Source organism: Streptomyces griseomycini (assembly GCF_014203535.1).
Lineage (GTDB): Bacteria > Actinomycetota > Actinomycetes > Streptomycetales > Streptomycetaceae > Streptomyces > Streptomyces griseomycini.
In genome coordinates this window covers 86518-102839 of sequence record NZ_JACHJI010000004.1, presented here as the reverse complement: position 1 = coordinate 102839, position 16322 = coordinate 86518, and the positions used below count along the sequence as shown (strand labels likewise).

At 71.6% G+C, this 16322-nt stretch carries 14 protein-coding genes; 7 read left to right on the top strand and 7 right to left on the bottom strand.

Annotated elements, in window-relative coordinates; genetic code table 11:
• Window positions 1–53 precede the first annotated feature (53 nt).
• A complete protein-coding gene (locus FHS37_RS12380; RefSeq protein WP_184820218.1) occupies window positions 54–605 on the top strand; it encodes a DUF6082 family protein in 552 nt (183 codons plus the stop codon).
• A gap of 139 nt (window positions 606–744) precedes the next feature.
• Window positions 745–981: a hypothetical protein gene (locus FHS37_RS12375; RefSeq protein WP_184820215.1), complete on the top strand. Its 237-nt coding sequence runs from the start codon at window positions 745–747 to the stop codon at window positions 979–981.
• Between the two features lie 160 nt (window positions 982–1141).
• Here the strand turns inward: FHS37_RS12375 and FHS37_RS12370 are convergent, their stop codons facing one another.
• A complete protein-coding gene (locus FHS37_RS12370; protein WP_184820213.1) occupies window positions 1142–2308 on the bottom strand; it encodes a citrate synthase in 1167 nt (388 codons plus the stop codon).
• A 110-nt stretch (window positions 2309–2418) separates the two neighbouring features.
• Here FHS37_RS12370 and FHS37_RS12365 point away from each other — a divergent pair, with 110 nt between their 5' ends.
• From FHS37_RS12365 to FHS37_RS12350, 4 genes are all read left to right on the top strand, one after another.
• Window positions 2419–3708 (top strand): citrate synthase, encoded by a 1290-nt coding sequence (locus FHS37_RS12365; RefSeq protein WP_184820211.1) that lies wholly within the window; start codon window positions 2419–2421, stop codon window positions 3706–3708.
• Window positions 3709–3732: 24 nt separating this feature from the next.
• Window positions 3733–4671, top strand: a complete 939-nt coding sequence (locus FHS37_RS12360; protein ID WP_184820209.1) for a ferredoxin family protein — start codon at window positions 3733–3735, stop codon at window positions 4669–4671.
• Between the two features lie 171 nt (window positions 4672–4842).
• On the top strand, window positions 4843–6513 hold the full coding sequence (locus FHS37_RS12355; protein ID WP_184820207.1) for a sensor histidine kinase: 1671 nt from the start codon (window positions 4843–4845) through the stop codon (window positions 6511–6513).
• Window positions 6513–7193 (top strand): response regulator, encoded by a 681-nt coding sequence (locus tag FHS37_RS12350; protein WP_184820205.1) that lies wholly within the window; start codon window positions 6513–6515, stop codon window positions 7191–7193. Before FHS37_RS12355 ends, FHS37_RS12350 begins: the two co-directional genes overlap by 1 nt.
• Before the next feature lie 81 nt (window positions 7194–7274).
• On the opposite strand, the gene FHS37_RS12345 is transcribed toward FHS37_RS12350, so the two are convergent.
• The 3 genes from FHS37_RS12345 to FHS37_RS12335 all read right to left on the bottom strand — a co-directional run bounded on the left by FHS37_RS12345 (window position 7275) and on the right by FHS37_RS12335 (window position 11544).
• Window positions 7275–8867 carry a monocarboxylic acid transporter gene (locus FHS37_RS12345; protein WP_184820203.1) on the bottom strand — a complete coding sequence of 531 codons (1593 nt, stop codon included), beginning with the start codon at window positions 8865–8867 and terminating at the stop codon, window positions 7275–7277.
• Window positions 8864–9319, bottom strand: a complete 456-nt coding sequence (locus tag FHS37_RS12340) for a DUF485 domain-containing protein (RefSeq protein ID WP_184820201.1) — start codon at window positions 9317–9319, stop codon at window positions 8864–8866. Before FHS37_RS12340 ends, FHS37_RS12345 begins: the two co-directional genes overlap by 4 nt.
• 101 nt (window positions 9320–9420) lie before the next feature.
• The gene (locus FHS37_RS12335; protein ID WP_184820199.1) at window positions 9421–11544 is read right to left on the bottom strand and encodes a DNA gyrase/topoisomerase IV subunit B; all 2124 of its coding nucleotides are present in this window, start codon (window positions 11542–11544) and stop codon (window positions 9421–9423) included.
• 441 nt (window positions 11545–11985) lie between these two features.
• Here FHS37_RS12335 and FHS37_RS12330 point away from each other — a divergent pair, with 441 nt between their 5' ends.
• Window positions 11986–12216, top strand: coding sequence for a DUF7455 domain-containing protein (locus FHS37_RS12330; RefSeq protein ID WP_184820197.1), 231 nt, complete (start codon window positions 11986–11988; stop codon window positions 12214–12216).
• A 180-nt stretch (window positions 12217–12396) separates the two neighbouring features.
• Here the strand turns inward: FHS37_RS12330 and FHS37_RS12325 are convergent, their stop codons facing one another.
• The 3 genes from FHS37_RS12325 to FHS37_RS12315 all read right to left on the bottom strand — a co-directional run bounded on the left by FHS37_RS12325 (window position 12397) and on the right by FHS37_RS12315 (window position 16213).
• Window positions 12397–13218: a S1 family peptidase gene (locus FHS37_RS12325; protein ID WP_184820195.1), complete on the bottom strand. Its 822-nt coding sequence runs from the start codon at window positions 13216–13218 to the stop codon at window positions 12397–12399.
• A gap of 154 nt (window positions 13219–13372) precedes the next feature.
• Window positions 13373–14902, bottom strand: a complete 1530-nt coding sequence (locus FHS37_RS12320) for an RNA polymerase sigma factor (RefSeq protein ID WP_184820193.1) — start codon at window positions 14900–14902, stop codon at window positions 13373–13375.
• Window positions 14903–15325: 423 nt separating this feature from the next.
• Window positions 15326–16213, bottom strand: a complete 888-nt coding sequence (locus tag FHS37_RS12315) for a FadR/GntR family transcriptional regulator (protein WP_184820191.1) — start codon at window positions 16211–16213, stop codon at window positions 15326–15328.
• Window positions 16214–16322: the final 109 nt, after the last annotated feature.

Below are 16322 nucleotides of genomic sequence, written 5' to 3'. Positions count from 1 at the left end.
AGCAGACCCGCACCCCGACGACCGGCGGACGGCCGCCTGATCCGGGGGTTGACATGGCCACACAGAGGTTCGGCACGCAGAGTCTCGGCTTCGCTGCCGCGGCGGGGTTCGCATTCGCCGCGGGGGCACTCGCGGGGGTGGCCTCGCGGCAACGGCGGTACGAGGATCTGCACCGGCAGCTGCTCGAGGAGAGGCGGGCCGAGAGCCGCCGCGCCGGCCTCGTCGACTACCAGCGGTTGCAGCTCGGCCTGCTGGACCGGGCCATCGACGACCCCGAACTGGCCGCCGTGCTGAGGACCATCGAGACCGAGTCCGCGACCCGCCTGCGGCAGCACCTCTTCGCCAACGCCCTCTACTCGAACGCCTTGTTCGGCTATCGCATCGGCGTGGCGACCCAGGCGGAGCTTCACGGGCATCTGCGAGTGCTGTGCAGGAGTGCGCTGTTCCGCAAGTACCGGGAGTCCACCCGGCCCCACCGCGCGAGCCTGCGGGACGACTCGGAGGAGGGACGCATCGGCCAGATGGTGGACGCCCTGATTCAGGATCTGGACGATGCCGGTGACACCGAGGAGTGGTGGGTGGTGGGCGAACCCCCCACGCGATGAGGGAAGTTGAGGAAGAATACGCCTTCCGTGTGACGCGCCCGTTCGGAGTGGTCCATCTCAGCACACGGACATCAGCCGTGACGGCTCGGCATTACTCTGTCCCCGCCCGACAGCCACACTGTGAGAACGGGGACCCCCGTTGAAGATCGTGCGTCGCATCGGCGCCTCCCCCAGGGAACGCGGGAGCATGACCGGCGACACCTGCCCGGACATCTTCGAACTGTCCGACGGCAGCTTCGCCGTGATCGGCACGGACGCCACCGCGTCACTCGACGCCCAGTTGCCGTCCGACGCGGCCCGTGCCGACGACGAGCGGATCGTGGTGATCAGTCGCGAGACGCCCGTACGGGCCAAGGGAGACATTCCCGACGCCTGAGACAGCCGAACCCCGAGGAACCCGTCGGCAGGGCTCTCGGCGGCCTCGCGGAAGTGACCGCGTTTCCGAGTCACGCAGCCACCAGGACGCCTCCCGGGATTCGTCCGAGTGAGAGATGCGCAGAGGAGCCCGGCGCTGCTGTCGCGTCGGGCTCCGCAGGTCAGGCCGTCTTCGGCACCGCCACCGGCGCCCGCTCCCCCACATACCGGGCCACCGGCCTGATGATCTTGGAATCCTCCGCCTGCTCCAGGATGTTGGCGCTCCACCCCACCACCCGTGCCGCCGCGAACGTGGGGGTGAACATCTCGCGCGGCAGACCGCAGAGTTCCATGACGACGCCCGCGTAGAACTCCACATTGGTGTGGAGCTCCCGCCCCGGCTTCAGTTCCGCCAGGATCGCCTCCACACGCCGCTCGACCTCCACGGCGAAGTCGACCCGGGGACCGCCGAACCGCTGCGCCACCTCGCGCAGCATCCGCGAGCGGGGATCCTCCGTGCGGTAGACCGCGTGCCCGAAGCCCATCATCCGCTCGCCCGCGCGGACGTGCTCGCGGACCCAGGCGTCGATGCGCTCCGGCGTCCCGATCGCGTCCAGCGTGTCCAGCGCCCGGCTCGGCGCGCCTCCGTGCAGCGGCCCCGACAGCGCCGCCACCGCCCCGGCCAGGCACGCCGCCACGTCCGCGCCCGTCGACGCGATGACCCGCGCCGTGAAGGTCGACGCGTTGAAGCCGTGGTCGATGGTGGAGATCAAGTACTGCTCGATCGCCCGCACCCGGTCCGCGTCCGGCTCCGAACCCGTCAGCATGTAGAGGTAGTTCGCCGCGTACGACAGGTCCTCGCGCGGCTCCACCGGTTCCAGCCCCTTCCCCAGCCGGTGCAGCGCGGTGAGCAGCGTCGGCACCGCCGCGGCCGCCTCGAGCGCGTCCCGTCGGCGCCGGTCGGCGTCGATGTCGTACACCGGCCGGAACCCCTTCGCCGCACCGAGCAACGACAGCGCCGTCCGCATCCCGGCCAGCGGCCCCGAGCGCCCGCCCGCCGCGGCGATGACGGGCAGCGCCGCCCGCACCGGTTCGGGCAGCCTCCTGAGCGCCGCCGTCTCCGCGGCGAAGGCGGCGCCGCGCTCCGCGTCGGGCAGGTCGCCGTGCACCAGCAGGTGCCACACGTCCTCGAAGCCGCGGGACTCCGCGAGGTCGACGGCCGAGTACTGCCGGTAGTGGTAGAAGCCCTCGGCTCCCCGGACGTCGCCGACCCGGGTCTCGGTGACGACGACACCCGCCAGCCCTCGTGGCACTTCCACGCGCGCGGCCACAGCCTCACGGACAGACATGACTTACCTCCTCGGGAACTTGATTCGACTGTCCATGCTTGATTGATTACTGTCAATCTTGATTCAATCAATATTGAAACCGGTCGAGGCAGGACGGATACCGTGACCCCATGCGCGATCAAGACCCCTCCCCCGTCGACGCGGACCGGCGCCTGAGCACCAAGGAGGCAGCCGAACTGCTCGGCGTGAAGCCGGAGACCGTGTACGCCTACGTGAGCCGCGGCCAGCTCAGCAGCCGGCGGGCGGCGGGCGGACGGGGCAGCACCTTCGACGCCAAGGAGGTGGAGGCGCTCGCACGGCGCAACAGGCAGAAGAGCGGCGGCGGCCCGGGCGGCTCCGGCGGCGAGCTGTCCGTGCGGACCCGCCTCACCCTGATCGACGCCGACCGGTACTACTTCCGGGGCGTCGACGCCGTCGAACTCGCCACCCGGCACACCTACGAAGAAGTCGCCGAGTGGCTGTGGACGGGCCGGCTCCGCCCCGGAGCCTCCTTCACCGCGCCCGAGGCCCCGGTCGCCGTGGCGCGTCGCGCCGTTCAGGCGCTGCCCGGGCACGCCACGCCCACCGACCGCCTGCGGGTCGCCGCGATCGCCGCCGCGACCGCCGACCCGCTGCGGTTCGACCTGTCCGAGGACGCCGTGCTCGGCACGGCCCGCACGCTCATCCCGACCCTCGTCGCCGCCCTCCCGCCGGTGCGGCCCGACCACCGGGACACCGGCCCGCTGGCCCACCGCCTCTGGGCGCGGCTGTCCGGGCGGCAGGCCGACGAGGCGCACCTGCGCGTCCTGGACACGGCGCTCGCCCTCCTCGTCGACCACGACCTGGCGGCCTCCACGCTCGCCGTCCGGGTCGCCGCGTCGGCCCGCGCGCACGCCTACGCGGCCGTCTCGGCGGGGCTCGGGGTGCTCGAGGGCCCGCTGCACGGCGCGGCCAGCGCTCTCGCGCACAAGCTGCTGCTCGAGGTGCTCGACCGGGGCCACGCGGCTCCCGTGATCGCCGACGAGCTGCGGTCCGGCCGCCACGTCCCGGGGCTCGGACACCGTCTCTATCCCGGCGAGGATCCGCGCGCGCGTGCCCTGTTCTCCCTCCTGGAGGAGATCCCGCACGCCGCACCCGCCCTCGCCGCGGCCCGCGACATCGTGGCCACCACCGCCCGCCACACCCCGCTGCACGCCAACGTCGACCTGGCCCTGGCCGTCCTGACCGCCTCGTGCGGGATGCCGGCCACCGCGGGAGAGACGATCTTCGCCGTCGCCCGTACGGCGGGATGGATCGCGCACGCCCTCGAGGAGTACGGCGAACGCCCCCTGCGCATGCGCCCCAACGGGTTGTACGCGGGACCGAAGCCGCCCCGGCCGCTGCCGGAGCAGGACACGGACGGGACGGGAAGCCATCTGTGAGCAAGTCAGGTTAGGCTCACCTCTGTGAGTACGTGCTCAACCGTCTCCCGCGAGCTCGACGAACCGGTGGCGGGAACCGCGGCCACCGCGAGGACCTGGCTGCTGCTGGAGCAGCCCGGCCCGTGGGGTGCCAAGGCGCTCACGTCGAGCCACCTCGACCCCGCGCTCGGCCGCGCCCTGGAGGCGGCCGCGAAGGGCACCGGGGTGCGCATCGCGCTCGTACGCCGTCCGGGGCGTCACGCGGACCGCCGCGTGCCCGCCGCGCGCCGGGTGTACGTGGGTCACACCGTTCCGGGACGCGTGTGGCTGCACACCGCCACGACCACGGATCCCGAACGACTGCTCGGCCTCGACTTCGCCGCACTCGGCAGGGGCGAGCCCGCCGCCTTCGACACGGTGCTCGGCGGACGGCCCCACGAAGGCGGTCCCCTCGCCCTCGTCTGCACCAACGGCAAGCGCGACCGCTGCTGCGCCCTCCTCGGGCGGCCCCTGGCGGCCGAGCTCGCCGCCTCGGGGGTCAAGGGCGTCTGGGAGGTCACCCACCTGGGCGGTCACCGCTTCTCCCCCACGGTGCTCGTCCTGCCGTACGGCTACGCGTACGGCAGGGCCGAGGCGCATGCCGTCAAGGAGGTGCTGCACCGCGCGCAGGAGGGCCGGATCGTGGTCGAGGGATGCCGCGGGAACTCCGCCTGGGAGCGCCCCGGCCAGGCGGCCGAGCTGGCCGTGCGCGGCGCGGTCGGCGAGCACGCCGCGCAGGCCCTGGGCGTCGTGCGGACGGACGGCGCGGCCGGACGCTGGAAGGTGACCGTCGCCCACGTGGACGGGCGCCGGTGGCTGGTCGAGGTCGCCCAGGGCGCGTCCCTTCCGCCCCGCCCGGAGAGCTGCGGGTCGGTGCTGGGTTCGCCCGCGCGGATGGACGTGGTGGCGGTCCGCGAGGTGACCGTGACGGCGCTGGCGAGCTGACCGCACCGCTCCCGGTTCCCGTGGGGCACGCGCGCGTGACCGTCCCGGAGCCTCGCCCCCGGGACGCACGCGTCCCCGTTCCCCCCGCCGCACGCGCTCCCCGCCGCACACGCACGAGATCCACGCCACACGGCTGCGGTGGCCCGCGCCCACCCACGTACCGTCATGGGTATGAGCCCCACTCCCCCCGCACGCCGCCTGCGCCTCGGCCTGCCGCGGCGGGTGTTCTCGCAGGTCCTGCTGATGCAGTTGGCGATCGCCGCGGGAGTCGCGGTGCTCGCCACCGGGCTGTTCCTGGCACCGCTCGGCGACCAGCTGGACGACCAGGCGATGCGGCGGGCCCTCGCGATCGCGCAGACCACCGCCCAGCAACCGCAGATCGCCCACGACCTGCGGAGCACGACACCCTCGCCGGACGGACCGGTGCAGCGGGAGGCGGAACGGATCCGGAAGGCCACCGGGGCCGAGTACGTCGTGGTGCTGGACCGGCGGGGAGTGCGCTGGTCGCACACCGATCCGCGGCGGATCGGCGGCCTGGTCTCCACCGACCCGGGCGAGGCCCTGGCCGGACACGACGTCATGGAGATCGACGACGGCACCCTGGGCCGCTCCGCGCGCGGCAAGGTACCGCTGCGCGACGACGACGGTGAGATCGTCGGGGCCGTGTCGGTCGGCATCGCCTACGACAGCGTCCGGGCCCGGCTGATCCACGCCATCCCGGGGCTCTTCGCGTACGCGGGCGGTGCCCTGGCCGTCGGCGCGCTCGCGGCCTGGCTCGTCTCCCGTCGGGTGCAGCGGCAGACCCGCGACCTGGCCTTCTCGGACATCTCGGCGCTGCTCGCGGAGCGCGAGGCCATGCTGCACGGCATCCGGGAGGGAGTCGTCGCCCTCGACCGCGGCGGCCGCATCCGCCTGCTGAACGACGAGGCGCAGCGTCTGCTGGGGATCGGCGCGGAGGCCGTGGGCCGGTCCCCCGACCAGGCCCTCGGCGAGGGGCGTACGGCCGATGTGCTGGCCGGGCGGGTGACCGGCACCGACCTGCTCACCGTCCGGGGGCAGCGCGTCCTGGTCGCCAACCGCATGCCGACCGACGACGGCGGCGCCGTCGCCACCCTGCGCGACCGCACCGAGCTGGACCGGCTGGGCCGGGAACTGGACTCCACCCGCGGCCTGATCGACGCGCTGCGCGCCCAGGACCACGAGCACGCCAACCGCATGCACACCCTGCTGGGGCTGCTCGAACTGGAGATGTACGACGACGCCGTGGAGTTCGTCGGCGAGGTCGTCGGCGAACACCGGGCCACGGCGGAGCAGGTCACCGAGAAGATCCGGGACCCCCTGCTGGCCGCCCTGCTGGTGGGCAAGGCGACGGTCGCGGCCGAGCGCTCGGTCGCCCTGCGGGTCTCGGACCGGACGCGGCTGCCGGACCGGCTGATCGACCCCCGAGGGCTCGTCACCGTCGTCGGCAACCTGGTGGACAACGCCCTCGACGCCGTCGCGGGCACGCCGCACGCGCGCGTGGAGGTCGAGCTGCGCGCGGAGGGGCGTACGGCGGTGCTGGTGGTGCGGGACACCGGGCCCGGAATTCCGCAGGAGCACCGGGAGTTGATCTTCACCGAGGGCTGGTCCACCAAGGAGGCCCCGGCGCATCGCGAGCGGGGCATCGGACTGCCCCTGGTGCGCAGGCTCGCGGAGCGGCAGGGGGGCAGCGCGACCGTGGGAGAGGCGCACGGCGGAGGCGCGGAGTTCACCGTCGTCCTGCCCGAGGCCCTGGCCGAACCGGGCGCGGAACCCGTTCTCACCGGGGCTTCCACCCCGCGGACCGCCACGGAGGAGGCGTGATGATCGAGGTCCTGGTCGTGGACGACGACGTCCGGGTCGCGCGGGTCAACGCCGCCTACGTCGAGAAGGTGCCCGGCTTCCACGTCGCCGGTCAGGCGCACAGCGCGGCCGAGGCGCTCGCCGGCCTGGAGGCGCCGCCGCGGCCGGACCTGGTCCTCATGGACCACTACCTGCCCGACGGGACGGGGCTCGAGGTCGTCCGGGAGATGCGCCGGCGCGGCCACCAGACCGATGTGATCATGGTGACGGCCGCGCGTGACGTGGCCACCGTGCAGGCGGCGATGCGCCACGGTGCCCTGCAGTACCTGGTCAAGCCGTTCGCCTTCGCCGGCCTGCGCGCCAAGCTGGAGGCGTACGCGGAACTGCGCCGCACCCTCGACGGCGGCGGCGAGGCGGAGCAGGCGGAGGTGGACCGCCTCTTCGGCGCCTTGTCGGCGCCGACCGAGCCCCAGCTGCCCAAGGGGCACTCGCCCACCACCGCGGAGCTGGTACGGCAGTCCCTGATGGACGCCGACGGCCCGCTGTCGGCCCAGGAGATCGCCGAACGCACCGGGGTGAGCCGCCAGACCGCCCAGCGCTATCTGAAGCTCCTGGAGCGCACGGGGCGGGCCACGCTGACCCTCAAGTACGGCGACGCGGGCCGCCCGGAACACCGTTACGCGTGGGCGACCCGCGCCTGAGGACACGGCCCGTGGGGGCGGGGGAAGGAACCGTGCCCTCCCTCCATACGGATGCCGGCGCCGTCCGTCTCCGCCGGTGCCCTACGCGGCTCCCGCGCCGGTCAGCGAGCGGACCTCGGTCTCCGCGTGCCTGGCCGCGTCGGGAACCTCGGCCGAGGTGACCGTGCCGAGCCAGCCCGCGAGGAAGCCCAGCGGGATGGAGACCAGGCCCGGGTTCTGCAGCGGGAAGAGCTGGAAGTCGACCCCGGGGAAGAGGGCCTCGGGGCTGCCGGACACCACGGGGGACAGCAGTACCAGCACCACGGCCGGGATCAGGCCCCCGTAGACGGCCCACACGGCACCCCGTGTGGTGAAGCCGCGCCAGAACAGGGAGTAGAGCAGCACGGGCAGGTTGGCCGACGCGGCGACGGCGAAGGCGAGGCCCACCAGGAAGGCGACGTTGAGGTCGCGGGCCAGCAGGCCCAGGGCGATCGCGACCACGCCGATGCCGACGGCGGCGAGGCGGGCCACGGCCACCTCGCTGCGCGGTTCACCGCGCCGGCGCCGCAGGGAGGCGTACAGGTCGTGGGCGACCGACGCCGAGGAGGCGAGCGTGACCCCGGCGACCACGGCGAGGATGGTGGCGAAGGCGACCGCGGCGACGACCGCGAACAGAACCGTTCCGCCTGTGGAGCCGGCACCGCCGCCCAGGTCGAGCGCCAGCAGGGGCACCGCCGTGTTCCCGGACGCGCTCGAGGCGCGCACGGCGTCCGGCCCGACGACGGCGGCGGCGCCGAATCCGAGGACGATCGTCATCAGGTAGAACCCGCCGATGAGCCCGATCGCCCAGACGACCGAGCGCCGCGCCGCCCGCGCCGTGGGGACGGTGTAGAAGCGGGACAGGATGTGCGGCAGCCCGGCCGTGCCGAGGACCAGCGCGAGTCCCAGGCTGATGAAGTCGAACCGCGCGGTCCAGTCCCCGCCGTGGGCGAGCCCGGGCGCCAGGAACGCCTCCCCGTGACCGCTGCGCTCGGCCGCCGTGAGCAGCAGTCGGTTGATGTCGCCGTGGAACCGCAGCAGGACCAGGACGGTCAGCGCGACGGTGCCGCCGAGCAGCAGGACCGCCTTGACGATCTGGATCCATGTGGTGGCCCGCATGCCTCCCAACGACACGTAGATCACCATGAGCGCACCGACCCCGATGACGGTCCAGGTCCGCGCCGCCTCGCCGGTCCCCCCGAGCAGCAGCGCGACGAGGCTGCCCGCGCCCACCATCTGCGCCACCAGGTACAGGACGGAGACCGTGACCGACGAGGTTCCCGCCGCGATGCGCACCGGACGCTCCCGCATGCGCGCCGCGACCACGTCGGCGAGCGTGAACCGCCCGCAGTTGCGCACCAGTTCGGCGACCAGGAACAGGACCACCAGCCAGGCCACCAGGAAGCCCACCGCGTAGAGCATCCCGTCGTAGCCGACGAGCACGATGAGCCCGGAGATGCCGAGGAAGGACGCGGCCGACATGTAGTCGCCCGCGAGGGCAAAACCGTTCTCCATCGGCGAGAAGAGCCGGCCGCCGGCGTAGAACTCCTCCGCGGAACCGCGCCGGTGGCGGCTCACCCAGGTCGTGATGCCCAGCGTGACCGCGACGAACGCGCCGAACAGCAGCAGGGCCGGCACGTGGTGGTCACCCGTCATGTCGCGCCGCCTCTGCCCCGCGCCAGCTCCTGGGCGTCCCAGCGCAGTTCCAGCGCCGCCCGGTCCCTGCGCAGCCGTGCGTGCCGCACGTAGGCCCAGGTGAGCAGGAAGGTGGTCAGGAACTGCCCGAGCCCCGCCAGCATCCCCACGTTCACCGCGCCCGCCACCGGCCGTGCCATCCATTCCGGTACGGTCGTGGCCGTCACGACGTACGCCACGTACCAGGCGAAGAAGAGCGCGACCGCCGGGAGCACGAACCTCCGGTACCGGCTGCGCACCTCCTGGAAGGCCTCGCTGCGCTGTACTTCGAGGTAGACGTCGGCGGCCGCCACGGCGACCTTCTCACGCCGTGCCGGCGGCACTCCCGCATCGGCCGAGGCGCCCCAGCCCGAAGCCAGGGCGTCGTACCAGGGATCGTCGTACCTCACGTCCCCCGAGTTGCTTGGCTGCATGCCCAAGGATGGACAGAACGGGAAGATCTCTGACTCTTCTTCCCGTTCCGCTTCACCCCATCAGGTGACTCGGCCCACCGTGAGCGCAGCCGACGCGGCCGCTACGCGTCGATGCGGGACCGGTCCAGGGTCGCCGCGGAGCTGGAGATGAACTCCTTGCGGGGGGCGACGTCATTGCCCATGAGCAGGTCGAAGACCTGCTCGGCGGCCTCCAGATCGGTGAGGTTGATCCGGCGCAGGGTGCGGTGACGCGGGTCCATGGTCGTCTCGGCCAGCTGGTCGGCGTCCATCTCGCCGAGGCCCTTGTACCGCTGGATCGAGTCCTTGTACCGGACGCCCTTGCTCTGGAACTCCATGAGCTTGTCGCGCAGCTCCCGGTCCGAGTACGTGTAGACGTACTTCTCCTGGCCCTTCTTGGGCTGGACGAGCTCGATGCGGTGCAGCGGCGGCACCGCGGCGAACACCCGGCCCGCCTCGACCATGGGCCGCATGTAGCGGTGGAACAGCGTCAGCAGCAGGGTGCGGATGTGGGAGCCGTCCACATCGGCGTCGGTCATCATGATGATCTTGCCGTAGCGGGCCGCGTCGATGTCGAAGGTGCGCCCCGACCCCGCTCCTATGACCTGGATGATCGCACCGCACTCGGCGTTCTTCAGCATGTCCGTCACGGACGACTTCTGAACGTTGAGGATCTTTCCGCGGATCGGCAGCAGCGCCTGGAATTCGGAGTTCCGGGCGAGCTTCGCCGTGCCGAGCGCGGAGTCGCCCTCGACGATGAACAGCTCGCTGCGGTCGACGTCGTCGCTGCGGCAGTCGGCCAGCTTGGCGGGCAGCGAGGAGGTCTCCAGAGCCGTCTTGCGGCGCTGCGCGTCCTTGTGCTGGCGGGCCGCGATGCGGGTCCGGGCGGCGGCGACGGCCTTCTCCAGGACGACCCTCGCCTGCTGGGCGGCGTCCCGCTTGGTGGAGGTCAGGAAGGCCTTGAGCTCGCGGGAGACGACGGTGTTCACGATGCGGCGGGCCGCCGAGGTGCCGAGGACCTCCTTGGTCTGGCCCTCGAACTGCGGCTCGGCCAGGCGGACCGTGACCACCGCCGTGAGGCCCTCCAGGGCGTCGTCCTTGACGATGTCGTCCTCGGCCACGCGCAGCAGCTTCTTCGCGCGCAGCACCTCGTTCATCGTCTTGGCGACGGCCTGCTCGAAGCCGGCGACGTGGGTGCCGCCCTTGGGGGTGGCGATGATGTTGACGAACGACCTGACCGTCGTGTCGTAGCCGGTTCCCCAGCGCAGCGCCACGTCGACACCGAGCTCACGGGTGACCTCGGTGGGCGTCATCTGGCCGTGCTCGTCGAGGACGGGGACGGTCTCCTTGAAGGTGCCCTGACCGGTGAAGCGGAGCGTGTCGCAGACGGCCTTGTCGCTGGCCAGGAACTCGCAGAACTCGCTGATGCCGCCATCGAAGCGGAACGACTCCTCGCCCTTGCTGCCCCCCTCCCCGAGCCCGTACTCGTCACGGACGACGATGGTCAGGCCGGGCACCAGGAAGGCGGTCTGGCGGGCCCGCTGGTGCAGCGTCTCCAGGGAGAGCTTGGCGTCCTTGAGGAAGATCTGGCGGTCGGCCCAGTAGCGCACGCGCGTGCCGCTCCGGGTCTTCGGGATCTTCTTGGCCTTGCGGAGCCCGTTCCCGGCCTCGAACTTCGCGTCCGGGCCCAGGGCGGCGAAGGCGCCGGGGACACCGCGCCGGAAGCTGATCGCGTGGGTGTGCCCGCCGCGGTCCACCTCGACGTCGAGCCGCGCGGACAGGGCGTTGACGACGGAGGCGCCGACGCCGTGCAGACCGCCGGAGGCGGCGTACGAGCCGCCGCCGAACTTGCCGCCCGCGTGCAGCTTGGTCATGACGACCTCGACGCCGGACAGGCCGGTCTTGGGTTCGACGTCGACCGGGATGCCGCGGCCGTTGTCCCGGACCTCCACCGAGCCGTCGTCGTGGAGGACCACCTCGATGTGGTCGCAGTAGCCTCCGAGGGCCTCGTCCACGGAGTTGTCGATGATCTCCCAGAGGCAGTGCATCAGACCGCGGCTGTCGGTCGATCCGATGTACATGCCGGGGCGCTTCCGCACGGCCTCGAGCCCCTCGAGGACGAGCAGGTGCCGCGCGGTGTAGTTGGAACCGTCCCGGTCTGCTCCTGCCAGCAGCGCTGTGGACGGCACGGACGTCTCGGCGGTCACGCGGTTCGCTCCTCGCTGAATTTCAGATGGGGCCCTCATGGGTAAGGGCGCGGCTTGAGTCACCGGTGAGAGGGTACCGAGGCCTGGTAGAGCCGTTGAAACGCCACCCTCGTCTGAGCTCACCCTAGTCGAGAGTCGCATGCTTGTTCGATCCCTCGATGGAGTGAAGCACACATCACGTTCCCTTCCAGGCATGAACCATTTAGGCTCCGGGCACGTCCTCATGAACAACCGGCAACCCGGCCGGGAGGGCGGACCACCCATACGAACGCGAATCCGTACGGCACATCAGACACGCACTACGGCACATTCGCCGCCAACCGGCAACGACCAGCCACCTCGGAAAGATTTTTTCGAAAAGAAGCCACGAGCGGGAACGTTTTGGGGCTGGTTGGATGTTGACCCTGGTACGACAGCTCGTCGAGCTAGAGAAGAGGCGACGTGACTACTGTTCTGACCCCCGCGAGCCCGCTGACGGCCGCCGATCGCTGCGACCGCTGCGGCGCCCAGGCATACCTGCGCGTCGTCCTGCTGAGCGGCGGAGAACTGCTCTTCTGCGCCCACCACGGCCGCAAGTTCGAGCCGGAACTCAAGAAGATCGCCGCTGAGATACAGGACGAGACGGAGCGGCTGACCTCGCCCCCGGCGACCGCTTCCGACGAAGAGCGCTGACAGAGCGCCGACACCTCGCGTCCGACGACGAGCCAGTCCGGCACAGGCCGGCGAACGGGCGGTTGTCCCCGGAGACCGGGGACAACCGCCCGTTCATGCTGAGGAGCCCTCCGGGGCCGCCTCGGCCCCGTCGGACGCCCTCAGCGGCCCTCCTGTGCGGTCCTCCCGGCCGGCCTCCGCCTACCCGAGGGTCCGCACGATGTCGGACACCCGCGTGTACACCCCGGGGCTGCCCGTCCAGCCGCAGCCCGCCCCCCAGGACACGAGGCCTATCAGCCTCCCCTGGGCCACCAGCGGCCCGCCGCTGTCCCCCTGGCAGGCGTCCCGGCCCCCTGCGATCTCTCCCGCGCACAGCATCGTCTCGGCGCGGTACGCCCCTCCGGGACCTCCCGGATAGGCACTCTCACACAGCGTGTCGGGTTGCACACGCACGCGTGCCGCGTGCAGGCTGCCCGCGTAGGTGCCGGCCCCCGTGGTGTCCCCCCACCCGTAGACGGTGGCCCTCGTCCCCACCCGGTAGGCGGAGTCGCCCGCCCCGGCCATGGCGATGACCGAATCCGAGGGGAGCGGCTCGGCCAGGGTCAGCACGGCGAAGTCGCCGGAGTTGGTGACACGGTCGTAGTCCGGGTTCACCCAGGTGTCGCGCACGGCGATCTCCTGCCCCCGGTCCGAGAGCAGGTCCGTGCGCCCCGCGATGACCCTGAGGTCGGGCACCCGGTCCGGTGACGCCCCCAGGATCTCCTCGTCCATGCAGTGGGCCGCGGTGAGCACGGTGGTGCGGCCGACCGCCACACCTCCGCAGAACTGTCCGGCCCGCGTACCCCCGAACCGGTCACGGCTGGACAGCGCCACGGTCCACGGACTCTCCCCCACATCGACCGGGAAGCCGCCGACGACGATGCTGTCGGCGGCCGCCGGGGCGGACGCGGCCATCGGTATGACGGTCGTGGCGGCCGCGAGGACCAGCGGCCGGGCCAGGGCCCGGACAAGACGACGACGCATGCACACTCCTCACACTGGGGTGGTCGTGGGACACCCAGAGTGATCCACCCCGCCGCGGCCCGCACCCGCGCGCACGACGAAAGGCCCGGTTCCCGAGAAGGGGAACCGGGCCTTTCGCGGAGGCGCCGTACGTCGCGCGTCGCGGCGGCCGGACCTAGTCGAGGTAGTCGCGCAGCACCTGGGAACGCGACGGGTGACGCAGCTTCGACATGGTCTTGGACTCGATCTGGCGGATGCGCTCGCGCGTGACGCCGTACACCTTGCCGATCTCGTCGAGGGTCTTCGGCTGACCGTCGGTGAGACCGAAGCGCATGGAGACGACGCCCGCCTCACGCTCGGACAGGGTGTCGAGGACGGAGTGCAGCTGCTCCTGCAGGAGCGTGAAGCTGACCGCGTCGGCCGGGACGACCGCCTCGGAGTCCTCGATGAGGTCACCGAACTCGCTGTCGCCGTCCTCGCCCAGCGGGGTGTGCAGCGAGATGGGCTCGCGACCGTACTTCTGGACCTCGATGACCTTCTCCGGGGTCATGTCGAGCTCCTTGGCCAGCTCCTCCGGGGTGGGCTCGCGGCCCAGGTCCTGGAGCATCTGGCGCTGCACGCGCGCGAGCTTGTTGATGACCTCGACCATGTGCACCGGGATGCGGATGGTGCGGGCCTGGTCGGCCATCGCGCGGGTGATCGCCTGACGGATCCACCAGGTGGCGTACGTGGAGAACTTGTAGCCCTTGGTGTAGTCGAACTTCTCCACCGCACGGATCAGACCGAGGTTGCCCTCCTGGATGAGGTCCAGGAAGAGCATGCCGCGGCCGGTGTAGCGCTTGGCCAGGGAGACCACCAGACGGAGGTTGGCCTCCAGGAGGTGGTTCTTGGCACGGCGCCCGTCCTCGGCGATGATCTCCAGCTCGCGCTTGAGCTTCGGCGCCAGCTTGTCGGAGTTGGCCAGCTTGTCCTCGGCGAACAGACCCGCCTCGATGCGCTTGGCGAGCTCGACCTCCTGCTCGGCGTTGAGCAGGGGGACCTTGCCGATCTGCTTGAGGTAGTCCTTGACCGGGTCGGCGGTGGCGCCGGCGGCGGCGACCTGCTGGGCGGGCGCGTCGTCCTCGTCCTCGTCGGAGAGCACGAAGCCGGCGCTCTCGGCGCCCTCGGGCTCCTCCGCGACCTTGGTGTCCTCGAGGACCTCCTCGTCGACCAGCTCGACGTCGTCCTTCTTGGCGGCGGTCTTCTTGGCGGCCGTCTTCTTGGCCGTGGTCTTCTTCGCCGTCGCCTTCTTGGCGGTGGTCTTCTTGGCGGCCGCCTTCCTGGCGGGCGCCTCCTCCTCGACTGCGGGGTCGGCGGCGGGCGCCGCGGGTGTGGCGGTGGCGGTGGCCTTACGGGTGGTCGTCGCCTTGGCCGCGACCGTCTTGGTGGCGGTGCGCTTGGCGGGACTCTTCGCTGCGACGCTCTTGCGGGTGCGCTTGGGCTCTGCGGCACTGACCATCAGCGTCACACCCTCTTCCTCGAGGATCTGGTTGAGGCTGCGCAGTACGTTCTTCCACTGAGTGGCCGGAATCTGGTCGGCTTCGAAGGCCCGACGCACGTCATCGCCGGCGATCTGCCCCTCAGCCTTTCCCCGCTCAATGAGCGCCATGACAGAGACGGACTCGGCGATCTCCGGCGGGAGCGTACGGGATGTGCTGGCCGACACGAACAACCTCTCGGAACGTTGGAAAACGGCTTCCGGCCCCGTCCACAGTGGACAGGAGCCGACCGCCGGCTTGGGGATGGGCCGACGGCGCGGGCGGGGGCCGGGAGATGCACAGCGCCTTCGACGGCGTCCGTATTCCTCCGCGGCTGTCACCTCTTAGGTCATCGCGTTCTTCCCAGGAGCGTTACGCCCAATCCGCGTGGCCCGAGTCACACCCCGTAAGTATTCAGAAGCTGCCAAACAGGGGCAAAAACTTTCATTCGGGGCGAGGCCGGTGCCTCTCCGGAGCTCGCGCCCCCTTCTCGCCGTCGGACCCCGCGGGATCGTCGACGATCCCGCGGGGTCCGACGGGGGACGGTCATCGGTGGGGCGCTGCCACAGGAGGGGGATGGCACGCCGGACCGCGCCGCCCGCGGAACGCGGTCAGTGCTCGCGCGGAGCGGGCACCACGCGTTCCACCTCAGGGTGGATCGTGAGGAGCTGGCGCATGGCCGCCTCGGCCGCCGCGCCGTCGCCGCCGGCGAGGGCGTCGACGATCCGGCCGTGATGCGCCAGCGACGCTTCGTTGGGCCGCTCACAGCCCGTGACCGGGCCGCCCGAGACCTGCAGCGCGGCGGACACGATCCCGGAGAGGTGCTCCAGCATGCGGTTGCCGGCGATCTGGATGAGCAGCGAATGGAACTCGGAGTCGGCACGGGCGAACGTGAGCGCGTCGCCCTGCCCCATCGCGTGGCCCATGATCTCCACCATGTCGGACAGGCGCTGCTGGACGTCCTCGCGCCCGTGGCCGGCCGCCAGGCGGGCGGCGAGCGGCTCGATCGTCCAGCGCAGCTCGCTGAGCTCACGGCGCTGGTCGTCGCGCTGCGGCCCGAAGGCCCGCCACTCGATGATGTCCGGATCGAGCAGGTTCCAGTCGCTGACGGGACGCACGCGCGTGCCGACGTTCGGGCGCGCACTGACCAGGCCCTTGGCCTCCAGGACGCGGAGCGACTCGCGGACGACGGTGCGGGAGACCTCGAAGCGCTGGCCGATCTCCTCGGGCACCAGCGGACGGTCGGCGCCCAGATCGCCGGAAACGATCATCTGACCCAACTGCTGGACGAGTTGACCATGCAGCCCGCGTCCACGGCTGCCCGCGGCACGCCGGCTCACGCGGCCCAGCTCCGGATCCGCCCCGTCCCAGGCAGGGGCACCGACGCGGTCGGCGGCGGGCGCCTCGGCGCAGGGGTAGCGGTCGAGTTCGCCCGGGCTCGCGAGGCCGGAGTCTGCGGAGCGGGCGGCGGTCATCATGGTGTGCGCAAGGGTACTCACGCATCCTTTGTCGGCGCCGTTCCCAACTCCCTTGAGGTCTTTGGTGAAAAGCACACGAAAGGGTGATCGCTCACCCCGTCGCAATTGACGCCTTATCGGAAAGAAACGG

Bases quoted from the DNA above. Each gene is read 5' to 3' on its own strand.
- FHS37_RS12325 (WP_184820195.1), bottom strand. From the start codon at position 13,218: ATGCGTCGTCGTCTTGTCCGGGCCCTGGCCCGGCCGCTGGTCCTCGCG.
- FHS37_RS12370 (WP_184820213.1), bottom strand. From the start codon at position 2,308: ATGTCTGTCCGTGAGGCTGTGGCCGCGCGCGTGGAAGTGCCACGAGGG.
- FHS37_RS12350 (WP_184820205.1), top strand. From the start codon at position 6,513: ATGATCGAGGTCCTGGTCGTGGACGACGACGTCCGGGTCGCGCGGGTC.
- FHS37_RS12355 (WP_184820207.1), top strand. From the start codon at position 4,843: ATGAGCCCCACTCCCCCCGCACGCCGCCTGCGCCTCGGCCTGCCGCGG.
- FHS37_RS12365 (WP_184820211.1), top strand. From the start codon at position 2,419: ATGCGCGATCAAGACCCCTCCCCCGTCGACGCGGACCGGCGCCTGAGC.
- FHS37_RS12345 (WP_184820203.1), bottom strand. From the start codon at position 8,867: ATGACGGGTGACCACCACGTGCCGGCCCTGCTGCTGTTCGGCGCGTTC.
- FHS37_RS12340 (WP_184820201.1), bottom strand. From the start codon at position 9,319: ATGCAGCCAAGCAACTCGGGGGACGTGAGGTACGACGATCCCTGGTAC.
- FHS37_RS12380 (WP_184820218.1), top strand. From the start codon at position 54: ATGGCCACACAGAGGTTCGGCACGCAGAGTCTCGGCTTCGCTGCCGCG.